The sequence below is a fragment of the Bradyrhizobium sp. Rc3b genome, from assembly GCF_900114915.1.
Lineage (GTDB): Bacteria > Pseudomonadota > Alphaproteobacteria > Rhizobiales > Xanthobacteraceae > Bradyrhizobium.
Window position 1 is genome coordinate 132,033 of sequence record NZ_FOUS01000014.1, and the last position, 18,137, is coordinate 150,169.

Here is an 18,137-nt window from a genome sequence, read left to right on the forward strand (position 1 = left end):
GCAGGGACCCATACCGCGTGATCTATCGATTGGGACCGGCGGGAGTACCGAACGAACAGTCGTCGCCAAACTGCTCCCTGGGGTTATGGGTCCCTGCGTTCGTAGGGACGACAGCAGAGAGATATTCTAACTAACCCCCACCCTTCGCCCCGGCGCCGGTCCCACATACCTCGCCCTTGGCCTGATCAATTTCCCGAACTGCAACTGCTCGCTGGCGTGCGCGATCCAGCCGACGCTGCGGGCCATGGCGAACAGAGCGAGCTCGCTGCCGGTGGGAAGGCGCAGCGCGTGCACCAGCACCGCGAGGGCATAGTCGATATTGACGAATTCGCCGGTCGCCTCCGCGATCCGCTCCGGCACCTCGCGCGTGAATTTTCGCGGCGCGCCGGCGCGGGAGAGCGCGTTCAGCAGCGATTGCGCGCGGGGATCGCCGCGCTTGTAGACGCCATGGCCAAAGCCGGCAAAACGTTCGCCGAGCGCGACGCGCTCACGCACCATCGGGGCGACGTCGCGATCGATCAGGGTCTTGACGAGCTGCGAAGCCAGCACGCTCGCGCCGCCATGTTTGGGCCCCTTCAATGCGGCGAGACCGGCGATCACGGCATCGTAGAGATTGAGGCCGGTCGAGGCGGCGCAGCGCGCGGTGAAGGTCGAGGCGTTCAGCTCGTGATCGGCCAGCAGCACCAGCGCGCGGCGAATCAGATCGGGCGCGTGCTTGTTATCCGCCGCCCAGGCTGTTGCGATCTGCTGATGCAGCGGCTCGGCCGAGGGTTCGGCATTGAGCATGGTCGCGACCAGCAGCCGGACGATGCGGCCACCGACCATGGCGCGGCCGTCGGGCGCGCGGGTGAAGGCACGGGGATCGACGCTCGCCGCCAGCGCGAGCACGGCGATGGCGCGGTCGATCGGCGCGGCCCGGCGTGCGGCTTGCCCGATCGTGCGCATTTCTTCGGAGAGCGCGGGCTGATTGTCCGGGGCGAATGGATCGACCTCGGAGACATCCCAGAGCAGCGTCGCCGTGTGCTCCAGCGTGTCGTTCTCGGCGAGATCGACGCAATTGACGCCGCGATAGATCGCCCCCTCTTCGGTGATGGTGGAGATCTCCGTGTCCATCACCGGCAGGTCGGCGTCGAAGCTGCGCAGGCCGCGCGGCTCCGGCGACGGCACCCGGCGCTCCTTCAACGCGCGGACGTCCTCGGCACGGTAGCGATTTTTGCGCGAATCCGGCGTCGGCTCGGAGCGGATCAGGCCGCGGCTGACATAGGCGTAGAGCGTGGCCGGCGAGATCGCGAGCTCGGCGGCGGCTTCCCGGGCGGAGAGGTAAAGCCCCTCGGAATTTTTCATATTGATTTATGTAATCAAGATTGATCAATCTGTCGAGAGGACCGAATTTTCCCTGGTGCAACGCAAAGGGAGATTTGGGCCATGAACATCCACCTCACCAAAAGCCAGATCGGGCTGGACGGCGTTCCCGCGGCCGAGACCGTGCTGAGCCATGTCGACGGCGAGCGTGGCGAGCTGATCATCGCCGGCGAGCATGTCGGCCGCCTCGCCGCTCTCTCGAGCTTTGAGGGCGTCACCGCCCGGCTCTGGAACGGCGCCAGCAAGACCACCCTCACCGAAGCCAATGTGCGGGCGAGCCTCGGCCTTGCGCGCGAGCGCGCCTTCGCGCGGCTGCCGGACCTGCTGCCGGCAACGCGCGGCATGGGCGTTGTCGACGGGTTTCGCGCGGCGGTCGCGGGGCTCCGCGCGGAGAACGGGCTGGAGCACGAGGCGACGATCGTCGGCGCGTTTCCGGTGATCGCAGGCGCGCTGGTCCGGCGCGCCAAGGGGCTCGAGCCGGTCGCGCCGGATCCCAATGTCAGCCATGCTGCCGATACGCTTCGGATGTTGCATGGGCGCGCGCCGGCCGCACGCGAAGTCACCGCGCTTGATGCCTATCTCGTCACCGCCAGCGACCACGGCATGAACGCCTCGACCTTCACCGCGCGCGTGGTGGCTTCGACGCAGGCCGATCTGTTTGCCGCGGTGACCGCGGGCTATTGCGCCCTCACCGGCCCGCTGCATGGCGGCGCGCCTGAGCCGGTGCTGGAAATGCTGGACGCGATCGGCTCGCGCGAGCGCATCCAGCCCTGGGTGGATGCGGCGCTGGCCCGCGGCGAGCGGATGATGGGCTTCGGCCACCGCGTCTACCGCGTACGCGATCCGCGCGCCGATGTGCTCAAGACCGCAGTCGAGGCGCTGGCGTCCAACGGCACCGATTTGCCCTTCGCCGGCGAGGTCGAGGCCTACATCCGCGCCGCCTTGCGCAAGAAGAATCCGGAACGGCCGCTGGAGACCAATGTCGAATTCTTCACCGCGATCCTGCTCGATGCGCTGGCGATCCCGCGGCAGGCGTTCACGCCGATCTTCGCAGTCGCGCGCGCCGCAGGCTGGACCGCGCATGCCCGCGAGCAGCAGCGGACGGGACGGTTGATAAGGCCGAGCTCGTCGTATGTGGGGGCGATGCCGGAAGTTTGAGAGCGGATGTCTCCGCGAGCCCCGAAATCGTAGGGTGGGCAAAGGCGCACTTGCGCCGTGCCCACCATCTCTCTCGATCACACAAAATGCGTGGGCACGCTTCCGCCGCTTTGCCCACCCTACGAGACTAGCGCAAGAGGCGGAGCAAAACACTCCGCTGTCGTCCCTGCGAACGCAGGAACCCATACCGCGTGATTTATCGACAAGAAGCGGGTGGAAATACTGCGCGAAGACTTCGTCACGACGAGTCTTCGCCAAATGTTGCCCTGGGGTTATGGATCCCTGCGTTCGCAGGGACGACGCCGAGGGGGTGGCGCCGGGGTGCCTGGCACCTACACAGCGCGCGCAAAGGCCCTACGCCTCGCGCACCACCGTCTTCAGATAATTATAGGCCTTGATGATCTCGATCAGGCGATCTTCCGTCGAGCGGTCGCCGCCATTGGCGTCGGGGTGGTGCTGCTTGACCAGCGCCTTGTACTTGGTCTTGACGTCGGCGAGCGTGGAATCGGGGCCGAGGCCCATGACCTGGAGCGCCTTGCGCTCGGCGTTCATCACCTTGCGCGTCTCGGCCTTGGGCTGAGCATCCGGGCCCTTCCGCCAGCCCGCGCGGCCGTTGATCTCGCTGAACATGCTGAACGGGTCGGCCGCCATGTCGATCTCGGCTTCCGCACCCTTCTTGCCGCCATTGGCGCCCATCTTCCAGGTCGGGCGGTGACCGGTCAGCGCATCCTTCTGATAGCGCGCGACGGCATCGGCGTTCATGCCGGAGAAGAAATTGTAGTTCTGGTTGTACTCGCGCACGTGGTTCAGGCAGAAGTGCCAGTACTCACGCTGGTTCTCACGGCCCTTCGGCGCGCGATGCGCGCCCTTGTTCTGGCATCCGGCCCATTCGCAACCGACCGCGGTGTCGCGCGGCTTCACTTCCGGCTGCTTGCCCCGCGGCTTGACGCGGATGGAGTCGAAGAACTTTGATGAATCGATCGGCATGGCTGACTTTGACTACGCAATGCAAAAACCTTCAAGTCTTGACATTGCAATTCGCTGCAAACCCGGCAAATAACGGGTGTGATCTCTGCACCCGAATGGCACAACATGGCTATGCGCGACACTATCAGCAACAAGTTGCAGGAAGCTTTCACGCCGGAAAGCCTGCAAGTTGTCGACGAGTCACATTTGCACGAAGGCCATGCCGGCCATCGGCCCGGCGGTGAGACGCACTTCCGTGTTTATATTGTATCTGATGGCTTCAAAGGGAAGAGCCGGGTCGAGCGCCACCGCATGATAAATTCGGCGCTGGCCGCGGAACTCTCCGGCAGCGTGCACGCGCTGGCAATCCAGGCAAAGGCGCCGGGGGAAAGCTGACTTCGCTTACCCTCCCCCTCCAGGGGAGGGTAAGAAATTCAAAACGACGTCCCGGCCCGTCTCGGCTTGGCTTCTTCCAGTTCCGCCTCGCGCGCTACCGGTGAAATACGGAGCGCGGTGATGCGGTTGCGCTCGCGGCGCAGGACGCGGAAGCGGAAGCCGTGGAACGTAAAACTCTGGCCGCGGTCGGGGATCGAGCGCGCCTCGTGAATGACGAGGCCGGCAACCGTCGTTGCCTCTTCGTCGGGCAGATGCCAGTCCAGCGCACGGTTGAGATCGCGGATCGGCACCGAGCCGTCGACCACGACGGAGCCGTCGGGCTGGCGCCTTACACCGGCGACCACCACGTCGTGCTCGTCGGAGATATCGCCGACGATCTCCTCCAGAATGTCTTCCAGCGTCACGAGGCCTTCAACCTCGCCATACTCGTCGACGACGAGCGCGAAATGGGTCTTGCGGCGACGGAACGCCTTGAGCTGCTGGGATATTGGCCGCATTTCCGGCACGAACCAGGGCGGCAGCATGATGGTGGTGACGTCGATGCGCGAGGTATCACCTTCCGAGACGCGGATGGCCCGCAACAGATCCTTGGCGTGCAGGATGCCGATGATGTTCTCCGACTTGTCGCGCCACAGCGGAATGCGGGTGTATTCGGTGGCCAGCACCTCCCGCACCAGCTCTTCCGGCGGCAGGTCGGCATTGATCATCACCATGGCGGTGCGGTGAACCATCACGTCGGACACGGTGAGCTCGCCGAGGCGGAAGACGTTGTGAATGTATTCGGCCTCGCCGCTCTCGATCTTGCCGTGCACCGCGGATTCCTCGACCAGGCCCTCGATCTCGGAATCCGTCAGGATCTCGTGCTGCGAAAACTCCTGGACGCCGATCAGACGCAGGATCGCGCTTGAGGCCGTGTTGAGACACCAGCTCAGCGGATAGAACACGAGGTAGGAGGCATAAAGCGGATAGGCGATCCACTGCGACACCGGCATCGGCTCCCTGATTGCAAGCGTCTTCGGCACCTGCTCGCCGATGATGATGTGCAGGGAGGAGAAAACCAGGAACCCCGCCACGAACGAGGTGAAGTGCAGCGTGGCCTCCGATAGTCCGAGCGGCTGGAGGATCGGGCTCAGCAGCGCAGACACGGTCGGCTCGCCGATCCAGCCAAGACCGAGCGAGGCCATGGTGATGCCGAGCTGGCAGCAGGCCAGATAGGATTCGATGTTTCCCATCATGGTCTGCAACAGGCGCGCGCCGAAGCGGTTCTGCTCCACCATGGCCTTGACGCGGAAGCCGCGGCTCTTCACGAGCGCAAATTCGGCTGCCACGTAAAACGCGTTGGCGGCGAGCAGGAGAACCGCAAGCAGCAGATTGATCGAGATCGAACTCATGTTTGCCTCGCGACCGCCTTGATCATCCGCGCCTCATTGCGGGCGGCCGATCCAGACGATGCCGCCATCACTGCGATAATTTCGACTTCAGGAAGTCCCGCACCGGGGCCGGCTCGACATCCTTCGCGATCACCGCGCGCCCGACGGCCTCCAGCAGGATGAAGGTGAGCTTGCCGCGCGTGACCTTCTTGTCCTGCGCCATCAGGGCCATCAGCGCGTCGGCATCGGCAAGCCCCTCCTGCGCAAAGCCCGCGATGTCCTGCAGGCGCGTCGGCAGGCCGGCTTCGATCAAATGCCGCTCGACGCGCGACGCATCGGCTTCGCCGATCATGCCGAGCTTGGCCGAGAACTGCGCCGCCAGCGTCATGCCGATGGCAACGCCTTCGCCGTGGAACAGGCGGTCGGAGAAGCCGGTCGCAGCTTCCAGCGCGTGGCCGAAGGTGTGGCCGAGATTGAGCAGAGCGCGCTCGCCGGTCTCGCGCTCGTCGCGCGAGACGACGCCCGCCTTGGCGCGGCAGGAGGTCGCGATCGCGTGCTCGCGCGCCGAGCCGCCCCTGAAGATGTCGGAATGGTTCTTCTCCAGCCAGGTGAAGAAGGCCTCGTCACCGAGCACGCCGTATTTGGCGACCTCGGCATAGCCGGCGCGGAACTGCCGCGGCGACAGCGTATCGAGCACGGCGGTGTCGGCGACCACCAGCACCGGCTGGTGGAACGCGCCGAGCAAATTCTTGCCCTGCGGCGAGTTGATGCCGGTCTTGCCGCCGACGCTGGAATCGACCTGCGCCAGCAGCGAGGTCGGCACCTGCACGAAATCGACACCGCGGCGCAGGATCGCCGCGGCAAAGCCGGCGAGATCGCCGACCACGCCGCCGCCGAGCGCGATGACGAGGTCGTTGCGCTCGATCTTCGCGGCGATCAGGGCTTCGCTGACCTTTTCGAGGCCGGCATAGGTCTTGGAGATCTCGCCTTCCTCGACAATGATGCGCGAGGTCGGGATGCCGCTGGCGGCGAGCGAGGCCTCGGTGGGCTCGAGCCAGTGCTTGGCCACCGTGCGATCCGTCACGATCGCGGTACGCACGCCAGGACGCAAGGCGGCGACCCGTTCGCCGAGCGAGGACAGCACCCCGCGGCCGATGACGATGTCATAGGCGCGATTCCCCAGCGCGACCTCGACGTTGACAGGGTCGGAATGTTTCAACGGCGCAGTCATCGTATTGCACTCGCAACGTCGGCAGGTGGTTGGGTGGCTTGCTCGCCACAGAGATGCGCGCGCAGCGCCTCGATGGTCTCCTCGACGATCTTGTCGTGCGGCACGTCGCGCGAGGCGATGGTGAGATCGGCATGGCTGTAGACCGGCTCGCGCTCGGTGAGGAGGCGCGTCACGGTTCCCTCGGGGTCGGCGGTCCGGAGCAGCGGGCGGTCGGCACGGCGCCGCACCCGGCGCATGATGACGTCGTGGTCCGCCTTGAGCCAGATCGAAACCGCCTTCGCCGCGATGCGCGCACGGGTCTCCTCGCGCATGAAGGCGCCGCCGCCGGTCGCCAGCACCACCGGACCGCTGTCGAGCAGCCGCGCGATGACCCGCGCCTCGCCGTCGCGGAAATACGGCTCGCCGTGGCGCTCGAAGATCTCCGGGATGCTCATCTGGGCCGAGGTCTCGATCTCGGTGTCGGCGTCGACGAAGGGCAGCTTGAGCCTGCTCGCCATGCGGCGGCCGATGGTGGATTTGCCCACCCCCATCATACCGACGAGCACGATCGAGCGCGCCCCGAGCGCCGACAGGATGTCGGCTTCGGGCGAAGCTGGTATCGGCAACGCGGCGTCGGACATGGATATTGCTCTGGATCTCGCTCTGGATCTCGCTCGATCTGCCGCCAAAGGCGGCATGCTTTGGCCACCTATACGACCCCGCAGGGGGCCTCGCCAGTGGACTCTTGCCACGAAACGGCGAACATGTTGGATGATTTCATTGGTTAATTTGCCCGCCGAGACCCTAACCAAGTCCCCGACAGAGACCCCAGAACGATGCCCAGCCTGTTCCGCTTCCTGACGGTCGTCGCCGTGATCGCCGGCATCGTCTATGGCGTGGTCTTCGCACTGGCCAATTTCGTCAGTCCCAAGTCGCGGGAAATGACGGTGACGATCCCGCCGGACAAGTTTCTCAAGAAATAGGAGCTAGCCTCCCGGGCATGCGCAACCCGCCCTCAGATGCCAAGCTCACCGGCCTGTTCCTCGACATGCTCGCGGCGGAACAGGGCGCCGGGCCCAATACGCTCGACGCCTATCGCCGAGACCTCACCGATTTCTCGGAATTTTTGGGCCGCGACGGCCACAGCTTTGCCGACGCCGAGACGCAAAATTTGCGCGACTACCTCGCCGATCTCGATGCCCGCGGCTTCAAATCCACCAGCGTCGCGCGCCGGCTGTCGGCGATGCGGCATCTCTATCGCTTCCTGCTGAACGAACGCATCCGAGCTGAGGATCCTGCCGCGATCCTGTCCGGCCCCAAGCGCGGCCGCGGCCTGCCGAAGGTGCTGTCGATCGCCGATGTCGACCGCATGCTCCGCCGCGCCAAGGAATTGAGCGAGGCGCAGGATGCCTCGCCGTCGAAGCGGCTGCGCTCTTTAAGGCTCTATTGCCTGCTCGAGGTGCTCTACGCCACCGGCCTGCGCGTCTCCGAGCTGGTGGCGCTGCCGCGCTCGGCGGCCAAGCGCGACGCCCGCATGATCGTGGTGCGCGGCAAGGGCAACAAGGAGCGCCTGGTGCCGCTCAACGAGGCCTCCCGCCAGGCGATGGCGGATTATCTCGCCGCGACGGAAGCTGCGAAGACGGAGAAGAAGAAAGACAGCCTCGCCGCCTCGAAATGGCTGTTCCCCTCGTTCGGCGAGAGCGGGCATCTGTCGCGGCAGCATTTTGCCCGCGACCTCAAGGAGCTTGCGGTCGCCTCGGGGCTTCAGGCGCGGCTGGTCTCCCCGCACGTGCTGCGCCATGCCTTTGCCAGCCACCTCCTGCACAATGGTGCCGATCTGCGCATCGTGCAGACCCTGCTCGGCCACACCGACATCTCGACGACGCAGATCTACACCCATGTGGTGGAGGAGCGGCTGAAGAGCCTGGTGCGCGACCTGCACCCGCTGGCGGAGAAGTAGTTGTCGCCGTAGCCCGGATGGAGCGCAGCGAAATCCGGGGTTCTCGCCCCGCGGACAGACCTTCCCGGATTGCGCTTCGCTCCATCCGGGCTACGGGCACCCCATGAAACCGCCTTGACTTCGGCCACATCTCCGCAGAAAGAGCCGGGGCCTTTCGACTGATTTGGCTCCCGGCCAGGAGCGCACAAGCCAACTCGTTGAAGACGCTACACTTCTCTCCGCGGCCCCGACCTCGCTTCGCCTCTTCGCCCCGTCCCCCTATATTGAGTTGATGCAAGACCAGATGCGCAGCTATCTCGACTTCGAAAAGCCCGTCGCCGAGCTCGACTCCAAGGTCGACGAGCTCAGGACGCTGGCGGCCTCCGGTACCGACATCTCCGACGAGATCGGGCGGATCGAGGACAAGGCGGCGCAGGCCCTGGCCGACCTCTATCAGAATCTGACGCCGTGGCAGAAGACGCTGGTCGCGCGGCATCCGCAGCGGCCGCATTTCAACGATTTCATCAAGGGTCTGATCACCGAATTCACCCCGCTCGCCGGTGACCGCAAGTTCGGCGAGGACGAGGCTTTGGTCGCCGGCTTCGGCCGTTTCCGCGGCGAAGCGATTTGCGTGATGGGCCAGGAAAAGGGCGATTCCACCGAGAGTCGCATCAAGCACAATTTCGGCATGGCGCGCCCCGAAGGCTATCGCAAATGCGTGCGGCTGATGGAGATGGCCGAGCGGTTCGGCCTGCCGGTGCTGTCGCTCGCCGATTCCGCCGGCGCCTATCCCGGCATCGGCGCCGAGGAGCGGGGACAAGCCGAAGCGATCGCGCGCTCGACCGATGCCTGCATGGCGCTGACGGTACCGAACGTCGCCATCATCACTGGCGAGGGCATGTCGGGCGGCGCCATTGCGATTACCACCGCCAACAAGGTGCTGATGCTGGAGCACGCGATCTACAGCGTGATCTCGCCGGAAGCGGCGTCCTCGATCCTCTGGCGCGACGGCACCAAGGCCCAGGAAGCCGCCAACAACATGAAGATCACCGCCCAGGACATGCTCCGGTTCGGGGTGATCGACAGCATCCTGAAGGAGCCGGTCGGCGGCGCCCACCGCGACCCCGCCGCCATGATCGCTACCACCGGCGATGCCATCGCCAAGGCCTTCGACGAGCTGCGCGGCCTGGATGGGGATGCCATCCGAAAGCAGCGCCGGCAGAAATTCCTCGATATCGGCCGGAAACTGGGCTGATTCGGGCCGATTCCGGTGCCGTAGGATGGGCAAAGCGAAGCGTGCCCACCACTGCCGACTATTAGGACCGGCTCGTGGGCACGGCGCCTCGCGCCTTTGCCCACCCTACGGGACCGTTCGGGCGGCCCCCGGTAACCGCCCGTTAACCCTTTTTTTGCCCAAATCAGCGATCTGAGTCCCAGTCGGGCCGAAAGGCCCAAGTAAGGCCCAAAGTCGCGTCCATTCAGTCTTCGTTGACCATGCCGATGGGCCAACGGGCTCGTGATCCCCGCTCGGGTTGCGACCACATGACCCAGAGGTTAGAATTTTAATCAATGGCTTCAGGGCATAAGCGCTGGGGCGTGAGCTGAAAAAGCCCGTCACGACGGGTCCGGTTCTCCGGTCGGATCATGCTCCATCAGAATTGGGGTTCGCGCTCTCTGCCCGGCACGGTGTGGGGTCCATCTTGATTTCTCGTTCGCTTGCTCGCGCGCTCTTGGCTTCGGTTGCGCTGATGACAGCCAGCGTCCTGCTGGCCGGCTGCGATACCGACCAGGTCTCGCTCGCGACCAATGCCAAGGCCAACCAGCCGGTGCCGCCAAAGCTTCTCGCCGCGATGGTCGAGAAGGACATGGACCTGCAATCGCCGATCCTGGTCCGCCTGTTCAAGCAAGAGGCCGAGCTCGAGGTCTGGAAGCAGGCCCGCAACGGCCAGTTCGCGCTGCTCAAGACCTATCCGATCTGCCGCTGGTCGGGCGACTTAGGTCCGAAGGTGCGCGAAGGCGACCGCCAGGCGCCGGAGGGATTCTACTCGATCAACCCGAGCCAGATGAATCCGCAATCGGCCTATTACCTCTCGTTCAACACCGGCTATCCGAACGCATTCGACAAGGCGCTGGGCCGCACCGGCTCGCAGCTGATGGTGCACGGCGACTGTTCTTCGCGCGGCTGCTACGCGATGACCGACGAGCAGATCGCGGAGATCTATTCGCTCGGCCGCGAATCCTTCTTCGGCGGCCAGAAGGCGTTCCAGCTGCAGGCCTATCCGTTCAAGATGACGCCGGTGAACATGGCCAAGCACCGGAACAATCCGAACATGCCGTTCTGGAAGATGATCAAGGAAGGCTATGATCATTTCGAGGTGACGCGGCAGGAGCCGAAGGTCGATTTCTGCGAGAAGAAGTACGTCTTCGACGCGGCGAAGCCCGCGGACGCAAAGCGCGATCCGGTGTTCGACGCCTCGGCAAAGTGCCCGGCCTATGTGATTCCCGAGGACGTCGTCGCCGCCGTGCGGGGCAAGCAAGCCAAGGACGAGGCGGAATACGCCAGGCTAGTCGCCAAGGGCACGCCGGTGGCGCGCATGAACACCGGCATCGACGGCGGCATGAACAAGATCTTTGCCGCAAAAATTCCGGAAGGCTCGACCGGCCTGTCCGAAGGCGCCGAAGGCACCACGCTGCAGATGCTGGCGATGGCCAAGGCGCCGGGCACGATCCCCGGCCACGTCAATCCGCCCAAGCCGAATCTCGACAGCGTGGCGTCCGCGCCTGCGCCGCAGGAAGAGCCGGTCGTCGCCGTCAGCGCGCCCGCGACCAGTGCCCGCGTCGCCACGGCCGCGCCGACGACTGAGAAATCCGGCGGCTTCTTCTCCAACCTCGGCCGCAAGATGGGCATGGGCTCATCCGACACCACCGCGACCACCCCGCCGCCGCAAGCCACGGCATCCGTGGCTCCGGCCACCACGACCACGACCACGACGCCGCCGACCGCCGCGTCGCGGCTCAAGGCCGCCGTGACCCGCTTCGTGCCGGGGCATGACAAGTCCAAGGATGCCGCGAAGGATGCGCCGAAGCCGGCTGCGACCGTGGCCGCCAAGCCCGCCGAGCCGGCAAAGCAGCCCGACACCCGCCTCGCCGCAACGCGTCCGGCGCTGAAGCCGTCAGTGGCGGATGGTACGAGTGAAGCGACGCAGATCATGGGCGCCGCGCCGGTGATCTCGTCGAACTCGTTCGACAGCCGCTTCGGGGCGATGAAGTAGGCGGCGGCCGGAGCCGCGCTTTCCTCGATATAGCCGAGCTGACACCGTCATTATCCGCGGAGGCGGAGGTTGCTCGCTGCTGCGCTCCCAGTGCCAACCTTGCGCCCGATTGATCCCCTGATACGCTTCGGGTTCGAGAGGCAGAAGCTTGGACCCCGAGCAGATCGAAGGCATTGCAGGGACGCCTTGGACGGAGACTGAAATCTCCGCCGTGGTCGACAGCTATTTCCGAATGCTGGCCTCCGAAAAGGCGGGTATCGCCTACAGCAAGGCAGACAATTGGCGTCGTCTCATGACGACCGTCCGTCGATCCAAAGGATCAATCGAACGCAAGCTCCAGAACATCTCTGCAGTTCTGGACGTATTGGGCGCGCAGTGGATCAACGGTTACAAGCCATTGGCGCACTATCAGGATGCGCTAGTGCCGGCTGTCGAACGCAATATTCGGCGCGAGCCAAACTTTCTCTATCCGGCGAGTACAGATACGCAACCGCTAGCACTGAACGACGACACGATCTTCGTTGCTCCCCCACAGTTCACCGATTTGGATAAAGTGTTGCCGCCTGCGATCCGCCAACTTGTCGGAAAGTTTGATCCTGCGGAGAGAGATGCGAGAAATCGCGACTTGGGGAAGGCCGGAGAGAAGTTTGTCGTAGAATTCGAGCGCATTCGCCTCCGACAAGCTGGACGTGAAGATCTCGCCGACGACGTTCGGTGGGTTTCCGATCTGGACGGAGACGGCTACGGGTACGATGTCCGTTCCTTTGAACCCGATGGGCAAGAGCGGCTACTGGAGATCAAGACGACGTGCGGGCACGAACGCACGCCATTTTGGCTGACCAAGCGCGAAGTCGACGTTGCTGCGGAGAGAAGAGACAGATATCGAGTCCGGCGCGTCTTTCACTTTCGGAACCACGCGCAGATGTTCGAAATCGCTCCACCGCTTGAGGATGCGCTCTTCTTGACGCCCACCACGTACTCTGCGGAACCTAGATAGCATTCCTCAAATTCAATCTCTTCGGATAAATCATATTTTCTCTTTACCCGAACCGCGACACACCCTATACTCCCTCGCCATCTCATCCTGCCGGAAGGGGCGGGTCGCGATCGTCACGGTTCGTGGGGTGAGTTGCGGTGGACGCGGGCGGTGTTGGCGCCAGATGCGGTCGCAGGGCGGGTCTCCCCGTGAGCGATCAGCGGGCGCGGTACGACAGGCCGGCCGCGTACGGCAAAATCGTGTGGTCCTGGCGCCCGCAGGCTGGCGTCAAGTCTCCGCGGTGGTGTGCGTGCCCGACCGGGTTGCGCACATCAGCGATCTGCGAGGCGACGGGGGCAAGAGTGCATCGCTCCCCGGGGAGAGCGCGACATAAGCCGTCAACCCACTGCGCAGGGAAGGCCGGTTATCGGGCTGCACCTGTGTCTCCCCTGTGAGCGTCTATCCACGCATCATTGCACAGGGGCTCGCGGGTACCAGCCGGTACCCGGCCTTCCCTGCGCCCTTCCGATTCCGAAGGGCGCCAGAAGCGAACCAAAACCCGGGCGCTGGAGCGCTGCGGGATCGCGATGTCATGTGGGCTGTTTGACAGTTGAAGACGATAAGACCGTGACCAGGCTTCTGGCTGACGTCGGCGAATTGCGGTGAAGTCGGAGCCCACGCGACCATATCTCACCGTCACCCTGAGGTGGCCGCTTCTTCAGCGGCCCTCGAAGGGCGACGGCCCGGCTGGCCGCGCGGCCGTTCATCCTTCGAGGCTCGCTACGCGGTGCTCGTGCACCGCGCTGCTCGCACCTCAGGATGACGGGGCAGCCAGAGTGCTCGCTGCAGAACGGGCGGTGTCAAGCAGCGTCGCCTACGGCGCCAGATACCGCATCAGCTCCGGATTGCCCCGCACCGCGCCCGCCTCTCCCTGCAGCGCGACGCGGCCGCGGTCGAGCACGTAGGCGTAGTCGGCGACGCGCAAGGCGAGGTCGAGGTGCTGCTCGACGATGATGACGGCAATTGTCTTGGCGAGCTCGATCAGGCGCTCGGTGATCTCCTCGATGACGCCGATCCAGACGCCTTCGGTCGGCTCGTCCAGCAGCAGCAGCTTTGGATCGCCCAGCATGGCGCGGCCGATCGCCAGCATCTTGCGTTCGCCGCCGGACAGCGTGCCGGCGGGCTGGTCGAGGCGCTGGCCGAGCTTCGGGAAGATGGTCAGCACCTGGTCGACCGCGTCTGGCTTCTTGCTGGCGAGCGAGCCGACGGCGAGATTGTCGCGCACCGACAGGCGCGCGAACACCGAATGCTCCTGCGGCACGTAGCCGATGCCGGCGCGCACGCGCTCCTGGGTGGCGCGGCGACTGATGTCGCGGCCGTCGAAGGCGACCTCGCCCTTCCACGCCGGCAATTCGCCGACGATGGTCTTCATCAGGGTGGTCTTGCCAGCGCCGTTGCGCCCGAGCACGGCGACGCCGCCGCGCCAGGGAATGCCGAGGGTGACGTCGAACAGCACCTGGCTGCGGCCGTAGCCGGCATCGAGATGTCTAATGTCCAAAAATTCAGGCACGGCGCAGATAAATCTCCTGGACGGCGTTGTTGGCCTGGATCTCGGACACCGTGCCTGACGCCAGCACCTTGCCCTGGTCGAGCACGGTGAGGCGATCGCAGATGTCGCGGATGAAATCGAGGTCGTGCTCGACGATGACGAGCGAGCAATGCTGCTTGATCGGCTGCAGCAGCTCGCCGGTGACGCGGCGCTCCTCCAGGCTCATGCCGCCGGTCGGCTCGTCGAGCAGCAGCAGTTTCGGCCTGCCGGCGAGCGCCATCGCTATCTCCAGCCATTGCTGCTGGCCGTGCGACAGCGCCGCTGCGGCCTCGAAGGCGCGATTCGCGAGGCGAAACTGCGTCAGCATGGTCATGACCTGATCGTGCAGCGCGCCTCTCGTGCGCGAGAACACGAGGTCGACCAGCGAGGACTGCGCCTGCAGCGCGAGCAGGATGTTGTCGTACAGCGTCAGTGACGGCAGCACGGATGTGATCTGGAATTTCAGGCTCATGCCGGCCCGGGCGCGCTCGATCGGCGTGAACGCGGTGATGTCGGTATTGACGAACGAGACCTTGCCTTGCGTCGGCACCTCGGCGCCGGCGATGCACTTCATCAGCGTGCTCTTGCCGGAGCCGTTCGGGCCGATCAGGCCGTGGAACTCGTTGGCACCGACGGTGAGCGCGGCGCCGTCGAGCGCGGTGAGCTTGCCGAAGATTTTTGTGATGCCGGCGGCTTCAAGGAGCATCGCGATTCTCCTTGACGTTCTCCTTGAGGTTTTCTTTGGCCCTGGCGCCGAAGCTACCGACCCGCTCGCGCTCGCCGAGGACGAAACTGATCAGGCCGAGAGGGCGGAACAGGATGACGAGCAGCAGCAACAAGCCCAGAATGATCGGCCAGATGTCGCGATAATTGTCCGAGAGCCAGAAGCTGACGCCCTCGACGATGACGGCCCCGATGACGGCGCCGATCAGCGTGCCGGAGCCACCGAACAGCACATAGAGCACCACCTGCGTCGAGACGACGACGCCGACCATGTTGGGCCAGACAAAGCCTTCGTGGAAGGCATAGAGGCTGCCGGCAAGCCCGGCGACGCCGCCACCGATGGTGAAGATGATCGCCTTCAGGTGCTGCGCCTTGTAGCCGAAGAAGGCGATGCGCTGCTCGTTCTCGCGCAGGCCGGCGAGCGCGAGGCCGAACTGCGAGCGCACAAGGAAGCGGCAGAGCAGGTAGACCACGACGAGAATGCCGAGGACGAGATAATAGAACGCCGGCCCCTCCGTGAACTCGTAAGTCCCGAGCGACATCGGCGCGATCGAGGGAATGCCGTTCTGGCCGCCGAGATAATACCAGCCGCGCGCCAGGCGATCGGCGGCGTAGGAGCCGGTCAGCGTACCGAGCGAAACGAAGATCACGCTGGAGGGATGCCGCCCGAGCAGCAGGAAGCCGCCGAGCAGCAGCGCGAAGGTAAGGCCGATCAGCGTGCCCGCGGGCAGCACCAGGAGGATGTTGGTGATGTCCAAGTCGCGCGCGAGCAGCGCCACGCCATAACCGGCCGAGCCGAAGAACAGGGCCTGGCCGAAGCTCATGATGCCGGCATAACCCCAGACCAGATCGAACGACAGCGCGAACAGCGCGAGGATGATCACGCGCGTCGCGAATACCGTGAGATAGTCCTGCAGCACCAGCGGCGCGAGCAGCGCCGCGACCAGCACGACGCCCTCCACGATCGGCAGGATTTTTCGCGCCGACAATCGTTCCGCCGTCCCGCCGCTATCCATGGCGACGTCCGCCTCCCCGCCGATCTCGGCGGGGATCGCCTGTTTCACTGCGCCCATCGACTTCAGCATTCCAAATCAGCATTCCTTGGGATCGACGAGGCCGTTGCTGCGCCCGACGATCTCGTAGTTTCCGCCCTTGGCGACCGCGGTGTACATCTTCATCTTGCAGTGTCGTTTGCCCGGCACCATCTCGGCAGGTCCTCCGGGGCCTTCGGCGATCTTGGCGTGGTCGAGCGCGGCGGCGACCGACTCACGATCGATCTTGCCGGCCTCCTTGACCGCGGCTTCCCACAGCTTGAGGCCGCGATAGGTGCCGGTGGCGGCGCTGCCGGCGGCGAACAGGAAGTTGCCGGGGAAATCCTTCTCGTAGGCCGCCTGGATTTTGGCGTCGAACGGGTTCTCCTTGGTCAGCACCTTGAAATAGTCGAGGCAGCTGGCGAGTCCCTCGATCTCCGCGGCCTGATTGATGTTGAGCGTGTTTTCGTCATAGTAGACGCAGGCGAGCCGCCCGCCGTTCTTGAGGAAGCCCGCTTCATAGAGCTGCTTGAAGAACGGGCCGACGCCAGGCGGAATGACGGTGTTGAAGACCACGTCGACCTTGTTGGAGATGATGCGGTTGACGGTCGCGGAGAAGTCGACCTGGTCGAGCGGGTAGTATTCCTCGAACACGACCTCGCCGCCGTTCGCCTCGATCACCTTGCGGGCATAGACGTTGAGCGTGTGCGGCCAGACATAATTGGCGCTCGGCAGCGCGAACTTCTTGCCGCCGTTCTTGATCAGCCAGGGGATGAATTCGTCGCATTGCTGCGCCGGCGTCGGGCCGGTGCAGAACAGATAGGGCGTGCACTCCTTGCCCTCGTAGAGCTGCGGATAGATGTAGAGCGTCTTGCCGCGCGCCACGATCGGGTCCTTGATCGCGTTGCGCATCGAGGAGGTGATGCCGCCAAGGACCATGTCGACCTTGTCGCGCTGGATCAGCTTGCGGACATTGCCGACGGCGACGGATTCGTTGGAGGCGGTGTCCTCGATGTAGAGCTCGAGCGGACGGCCGAGCAGACCGCCGGCGGCGTTGATCTCCTTGATCACCATTTTCGCGACGTTGGCGTCGGCGTTGCCGGCATAGGCGATCGGGCCGGTGAGATCGGTCGCGATGCCGACCTTGATCGGAGCCTCTGCGGCATTGGCCCAGTCGGCCGGGATCACCCAGCTTCCGACCCCGGTTGCGACCGCGCCGGAAGCGAAGGCGAAATTGGAGAGGAAGCGGCGGCGTGAGAGCTGAGTGCGATCGAACATGACTAAACCCCTTTTCCAGCGATGAGGCCCTGCGGGCGGAATTTGATGAAGACAATGGCGAGCACGAAGACGAGCACGTCGGCGACGACGGGCGCCATCACCCAGGGCAGCGCGGCGCTGAGCGTGCCGATGACACCGGCGCCCGCGACCGGCCCGATGAAGGAGCCGACGCCGCCGACCATGACCGCGACGAAACCCTGGATCAGGAAACGCAGGCCGAGATCGGCGTAGAGGCTGAACACCGGGACGATCAGGGCACCGGCAAGGCCGGCGAGCGCGGAGCCGAACGCGAAGGTGGCGCCGTACATCAGGGGCGTGGAAATGCCCGAGGCCCGCGCCAGCGATGGATTCTCCAGCGTGGCGCGCATGCGCAGACCAAAGTTGGTGCGGGACAGCAGCAGATAGCAGCCGGCCATCACCAGCAGCGTGATGACGATGATGGTGAAGCGCCAGGCCGAGATGTGCATGGCGCCGATGTCGATCGAGCCGCCGATCGGCTCGGGCACAGTGAGATAAAAGCCGCCGATCAGCCCGCGCACGGATTCGCGGATGATCAGGCCGAGCGCGTAGGTGCCGAGCATGGCGACGATCGGCGCGGCGTAGAATCTGCGGATGATCAGCGCCTCCAGCACGAAGCCGAGCGCGCCGACGACGAAGGGCGCTGCGACCATGCCGGCCCAGATCGGCAGGCCCTTGGCGTAGGCGAGATAGGTGATGTAGGCCCCGAGCAGGACGAACTCGCCCTGCGCGAAGTTGAAGATGCCCATCATGCTGGCGATGATCCCGAGCCCCAGCACGATCAGAACGATGATCGCGCCAAAGCTCAGGATCTCGAACGCTGCGACGAACGCGTTAGCCATAGGGTGGT

Annotated in this window: 17 protein-coding genes; 7 read left to right on the forward strand and 10 right to left on the reverse strand. The window is 64.9% G+C overall.

Features of this window, described 5'->3' with window-relative positions:
* Positions 1–126: 126 nt before the first annotated feature.
* On the reverse strand, positions 127–1,344 hold the full coding sequence (locus BM190_RS29735) for a citrate/2-methylcitrate synthase (protein WP_092261310.1): 1,218 nt from the start codon (positions 1,342–1,344) through the stop codon (positions 127–129).
* Positions 1,345–1,425: 81 nt separating this feature from the next.
* Here BM190_RS29735 and BM190_RS29740 point away from each other — a divergent pair, with 81 nt between their 5' ends.
* Complete coding sequence (locus BM190_RS29740) at positions 1,426–2,520, forward strand: citrate synthase/methylcitrate synthase (RefSeq protein WP_092261311.1); 1,095 nt, start codon at positions 1,426–1,428, stop codon at positions 2,518–2,520.
* Between the two features lie 354 nt (positions 2,521–2,874).
* On the opposite strand, the gene BM190_RS29745 is transcribed toward BM190_RS29740, so the two are convergent.
* Positions 2,875–3,507 (reverse strand): J domain-containing protein, encoded by a 633-nt coding sequence (locus tag BM190_RS29745; protein WP_018320576.1) that lies wholly within the window; start codon positions 3,505–3,507, stop codon positions 2,875–2,877.
* Between the two features lie 105 nt (positions 3,508–3,612).
* On the opposite strand from BM190_RS29745, the gene BM190_RS29750 reads away from it, so the two are divergent.
* Entirely contained in the window at positions 3,613–3,882 is a 270-nt protein-coding gene (locus tag BM190_RS29750) for a BolA family protein (RefSeq protein ID WP_092261312.1), read from the forward strand.
* Between the two features lie 38 nt (positions 3,883–3,920).
* On the opposite strand, the gene BM190_RS29755 is transcribed toward BM190_RS29750, so the two are convergent.
* The 3 genes from BM190_RS29755 to BM190_RS29765 all read right to left on the reverse strand — a co-directional run bounded on the left by BM190_RS29755 (position 3,921) and on the right by BM190_RS29765 (position 7,103).
* On the reverse strand, positions 3,921–5,273 hold the full coding sequence (locus BM190_RS29755) for a hemolysin family protein (protein WP_092261313.1): 1,353 nt from the start codon (positions 5,271–5,273) through the stop codon (positions 3,921–3,923).
* A gap of 67 nt (positions 5,274–5,340) precedes the next feature.
* The gene (gene aroB / locus BM190_RS29760; RefSeq protein WP_092261314.1) at positions 5,341–6,483 is read right to left on the reverse strand and encodes a 3-dehydroquinate synthase; all 1,143 of its coding nucleotides are present in this window, start codon (positions 6,481–6,483) and stop codon (positions 5,341–5,343) included.
* Positions 6,480–7,103 carry a shikimate kinase gene (locus BM190_RS29765; RefSeq protein ID WP_018320572.1) on the reverse strand — a complete coding sequence of 208 codons (624 nt, stop codon included), beginning with the start codon at positions 7,101–7,103 and terminating at the stop codon, positions 6,480–6,482. The genes aroB and BM190_RS29765 overlap by 4 nt, the downstream gene beginning before the upstream one ends.
* A gap of 195 nt (positions 7,104–7,298) precedes the next feature.
* Here BM190_RS29765 and BM190_RS29770 point away from each other — a divergent pair, with 195 nt between their 5' ends.
* The 5 genes from BM190_RS29770 (at position 7,299) to BM190_RS29790 (ending at position 12,670) form a co-directional block, all read left to right on the forward strand.
* Positions 7,299–7,445: a hypothetical protein gene (locus BM190_RS29770; RefSeq protein ID WP_014439243.1), complete on the forward strand. Its 147-nt coding sequence runs from the start codon at positions 7,299–7,301 to the stop codon at positions 7,443–7,445.
* Positions 7,446–7,462: 17 nt separating this feature from the next.
* Complete coding sequence (gene xerD, locus BM190_RS29775) at positions 7,463–8,422, forward strand: site-specific tyrosine recombinase XerD (RefSeq protein WP_092261316.1); 960 nt, start codon at positions 7,463–7,465, stop codon at positions 8,420–8,422.
* A gap of 271 nt (positions 8,423–8,693) precedes the next feature.
* Positions 8,694–9,656, forward strand: coding sequence for an acetyl-CoA carboxylase carboxyltransferase subunit alpha (locus BM190_RS29780; protein WP_018320570.1), 963 nt, complete (start codon positions 8,694–8,696; stop codon positions 9,654–9,656).
* A 493-nt stretch (positions 9,657–10,149) separates the two neighbouring features.
* Positions 10,150–11,673 (forward strand): L,D-transpeptidase family protein, encoded by a 1,524-nt coding sequence (locus BM190_RS29785; RefSeq protein ID WP_177237373.1) that lies wholly within the window; start codon positions 10,150–10,152, stop codon positions 11,671–11,673.
* Positions 11,674–11,821: 148 nt separating this feature from the next.
* The gene (locus tag BM190_RS29790) at positions 11,822–12,670 is read left to right on the forward strand and encodes a protein NO VEIN domain-containing protein (RefSeq protein WP_092261318.1); all 849 of its coding nucleotides are present in this window, start codon (positions 11,822–11,824) and stop codon (positions 12,668–12,670) included.
* Positions 12,671–13,523: 853 nt separating this feature from the next.
* Here the strand turns inward: BM190_RS29790 and BM190_RS29795 are convergent.
* Genes BM190_RS29795 through BM190_RS29815 form a run of 5 tightly spaced genes read right to left on the reverse strand, consistent with a single transcriptional unit; the run spans position 13,524 to position 18,129 of the window.
* Complete coding sequence (locus BM190_RS29795; RefSeq protein WP_092261319.1) at positions 13,524–14,219, reverse strand: branched-chain amino acid ABC transporter ATP-binding protein; 696 nt, start codon at positions 14,217–14,219, stop codon at positions 13,524–13,526.
* A complete protein-coding gene (locus tag BM190_RS29800; RefSeq protein ID WP_092261320.1) occupies positions 14,212–14,943 on the reverse strand; it encodes an ABC transporter ATP-binding protein in 732 nt (243 codons plus the stop codon). The genes BM190_RS29795 and BM190_RS29800 overlap by 8 nt, the downstream gene beginning before the upstream one ends.
* On the reverse strand, positions 14,933–16,045 hold the full coding sequence (locus BM190_RS29805) for a branched-chain amino acid ABC transporter permease (RefSeq protein ID WP_092261321.1): 1,113 nt from the start codon (positions 16,043–16,045) through the stop codon (positions 14,933–14,935). Before BM190_RS29805 ends, BM190_RS29800 begins: the two co-directional genes overlap by 11 nt.
* Before the next feature lie 6 nt (positions 16,046–16,051).
* Entirely contained in the window at positions 16,052–17,269 is a 1,218-nt protein-coding gene (locus tag BM190_RS29810; protein WP_092261322.1) for a substrate-binding protein, read from the reverse strand.
* A gap of 2 nt (positions 17,270–17,271) precedes the next feature.
* Positions 17,272–18,129 (reverse strand): branched-chain amino acid ABC transporter permease, encoded by an 858-nt coding sequence (locus BM190_RS29815; protein WP_028141883.1) that lies wholly within the window; start codon positions 18,127–18,129, stop codon positions 17,272–17,274.
* Between the last annotated feature and the right edge of the window lie 8 nt (positions 18,130–18,137).

What these genes read in the sequence shown, in the direction of transcription:
- BM190_RS29735 (WP_092261310.1), bottom strand. Translation starts at nt 1,344, where the DNA reads ATGAAAAATTCCGAGGGGCTTTACCTCTCCGCCCGGGAAGCCGCCGCC.
- BM190_RS29740 (WP_092261311.1), top strand. Translation starts at nt 1,426, where the DNA reads ATGAACATCCACCTCACCAAAAGCCAGATCGGGCTGGACGGCGTTCCC.
- BM190_RS29745 (WP_018320576.1), bottom strand. Translation starts at nt 3,507, where the DNA reads ATGCCGATCGATTCATCAAAGTTCTTCGACTCCATCCGCGTCAAGCCG.
- BM190_RS29750 (WP_092261312.1), top strand. Translation starts at nt 3,613, where the DNA reads ATGGCTATGCGCGACACTATCAGCAACAAGTTGCAGGAAGCTTTCACG.
- BM190_RS29755 (WP_092261313.1), bottom strand. Translation starts at nt 5,273, where the DNA reads ATGAGTTCGATCTCGATCAATCTGCTGCTTGCGGTTCTCCTGCTCGCC.
- aroB (WP_092261314.1), bottom strand. Translation starts at nt 6,483, where the DNA reads ATGACTGCGCCGTTGAAACATTCCGACCCTGTCAACGTCGAGGTCGCG.
- BM190_RS29765 (WP_018320572.1), bottom strand. Translation starts at nt 7,103, where the DNA reads ATGTCCGACGCCGCGTTGCCGATACCAGCTTCGCCCGAAGCCGACATC.
- BM190_RS29770 (WP_014439243.1), top strand. Translation starts at nt 7,299, where the DNA reads ATGCCCAGCCTGTTCCGCTTCCTGACGGTCGTCGCCGTGATCGCCGGC.
- xerD (WP_092261316.1), top strand. Translation starts at nt 7,463, where the DNA reads ATGCGCAACCCGCCCTCAGATGCCAAGCTCACCGGCCTGTTCCTCGAC.
- BM190_RS29780 (WP_018320570.1), top strand. Translation starts at nt 8,694, where the DNA reads ATGCAAGACCAGATGCGCAGCTATCTCGACTTCGAAAAGCCCGTCGCC.
- BM190_RS29785 (WP_177237373.1), top strand. Translation starts at nt 10,150, where the DNA reads ATGACAGCCAGCGTCCTGCTGGCCGGCTGCGATACCGACCAGGTCTCG.
- BM190_RS29800 (WP_092261320.1), bottom strand. Translation starts at nt 14,943, where the DNA reads ATGCTCCTTGAAGCCGCCGGCATCACAAAAATCTTCGGCAAGCTCACC.
- BM190_RS29805 (WP_092261321.1), bottom strand. Translation starts at nt 16,045, where the DNA reads ATGCTGAAGTCGATGGGCGCAGTGAAACAGGCGATCCCCGCCGAGATC.
- BM190_RS29810 (WP_092261322.1), bottom strand. Translation starts at nt 17,269, where the DNA reads ATGTTCGATCGCACTCAGCTCTCACGCCGCCGCTTCCTCTCCAATTTC.
- BM190_RS29815 (WP_028141883.1), bottom strand. Translation starts at nt 18,129, where the DNA reads ATGGCTAACGCGTTCGTCGCAGCGTTCGAGATCCTGAGCTTTGGCGCG.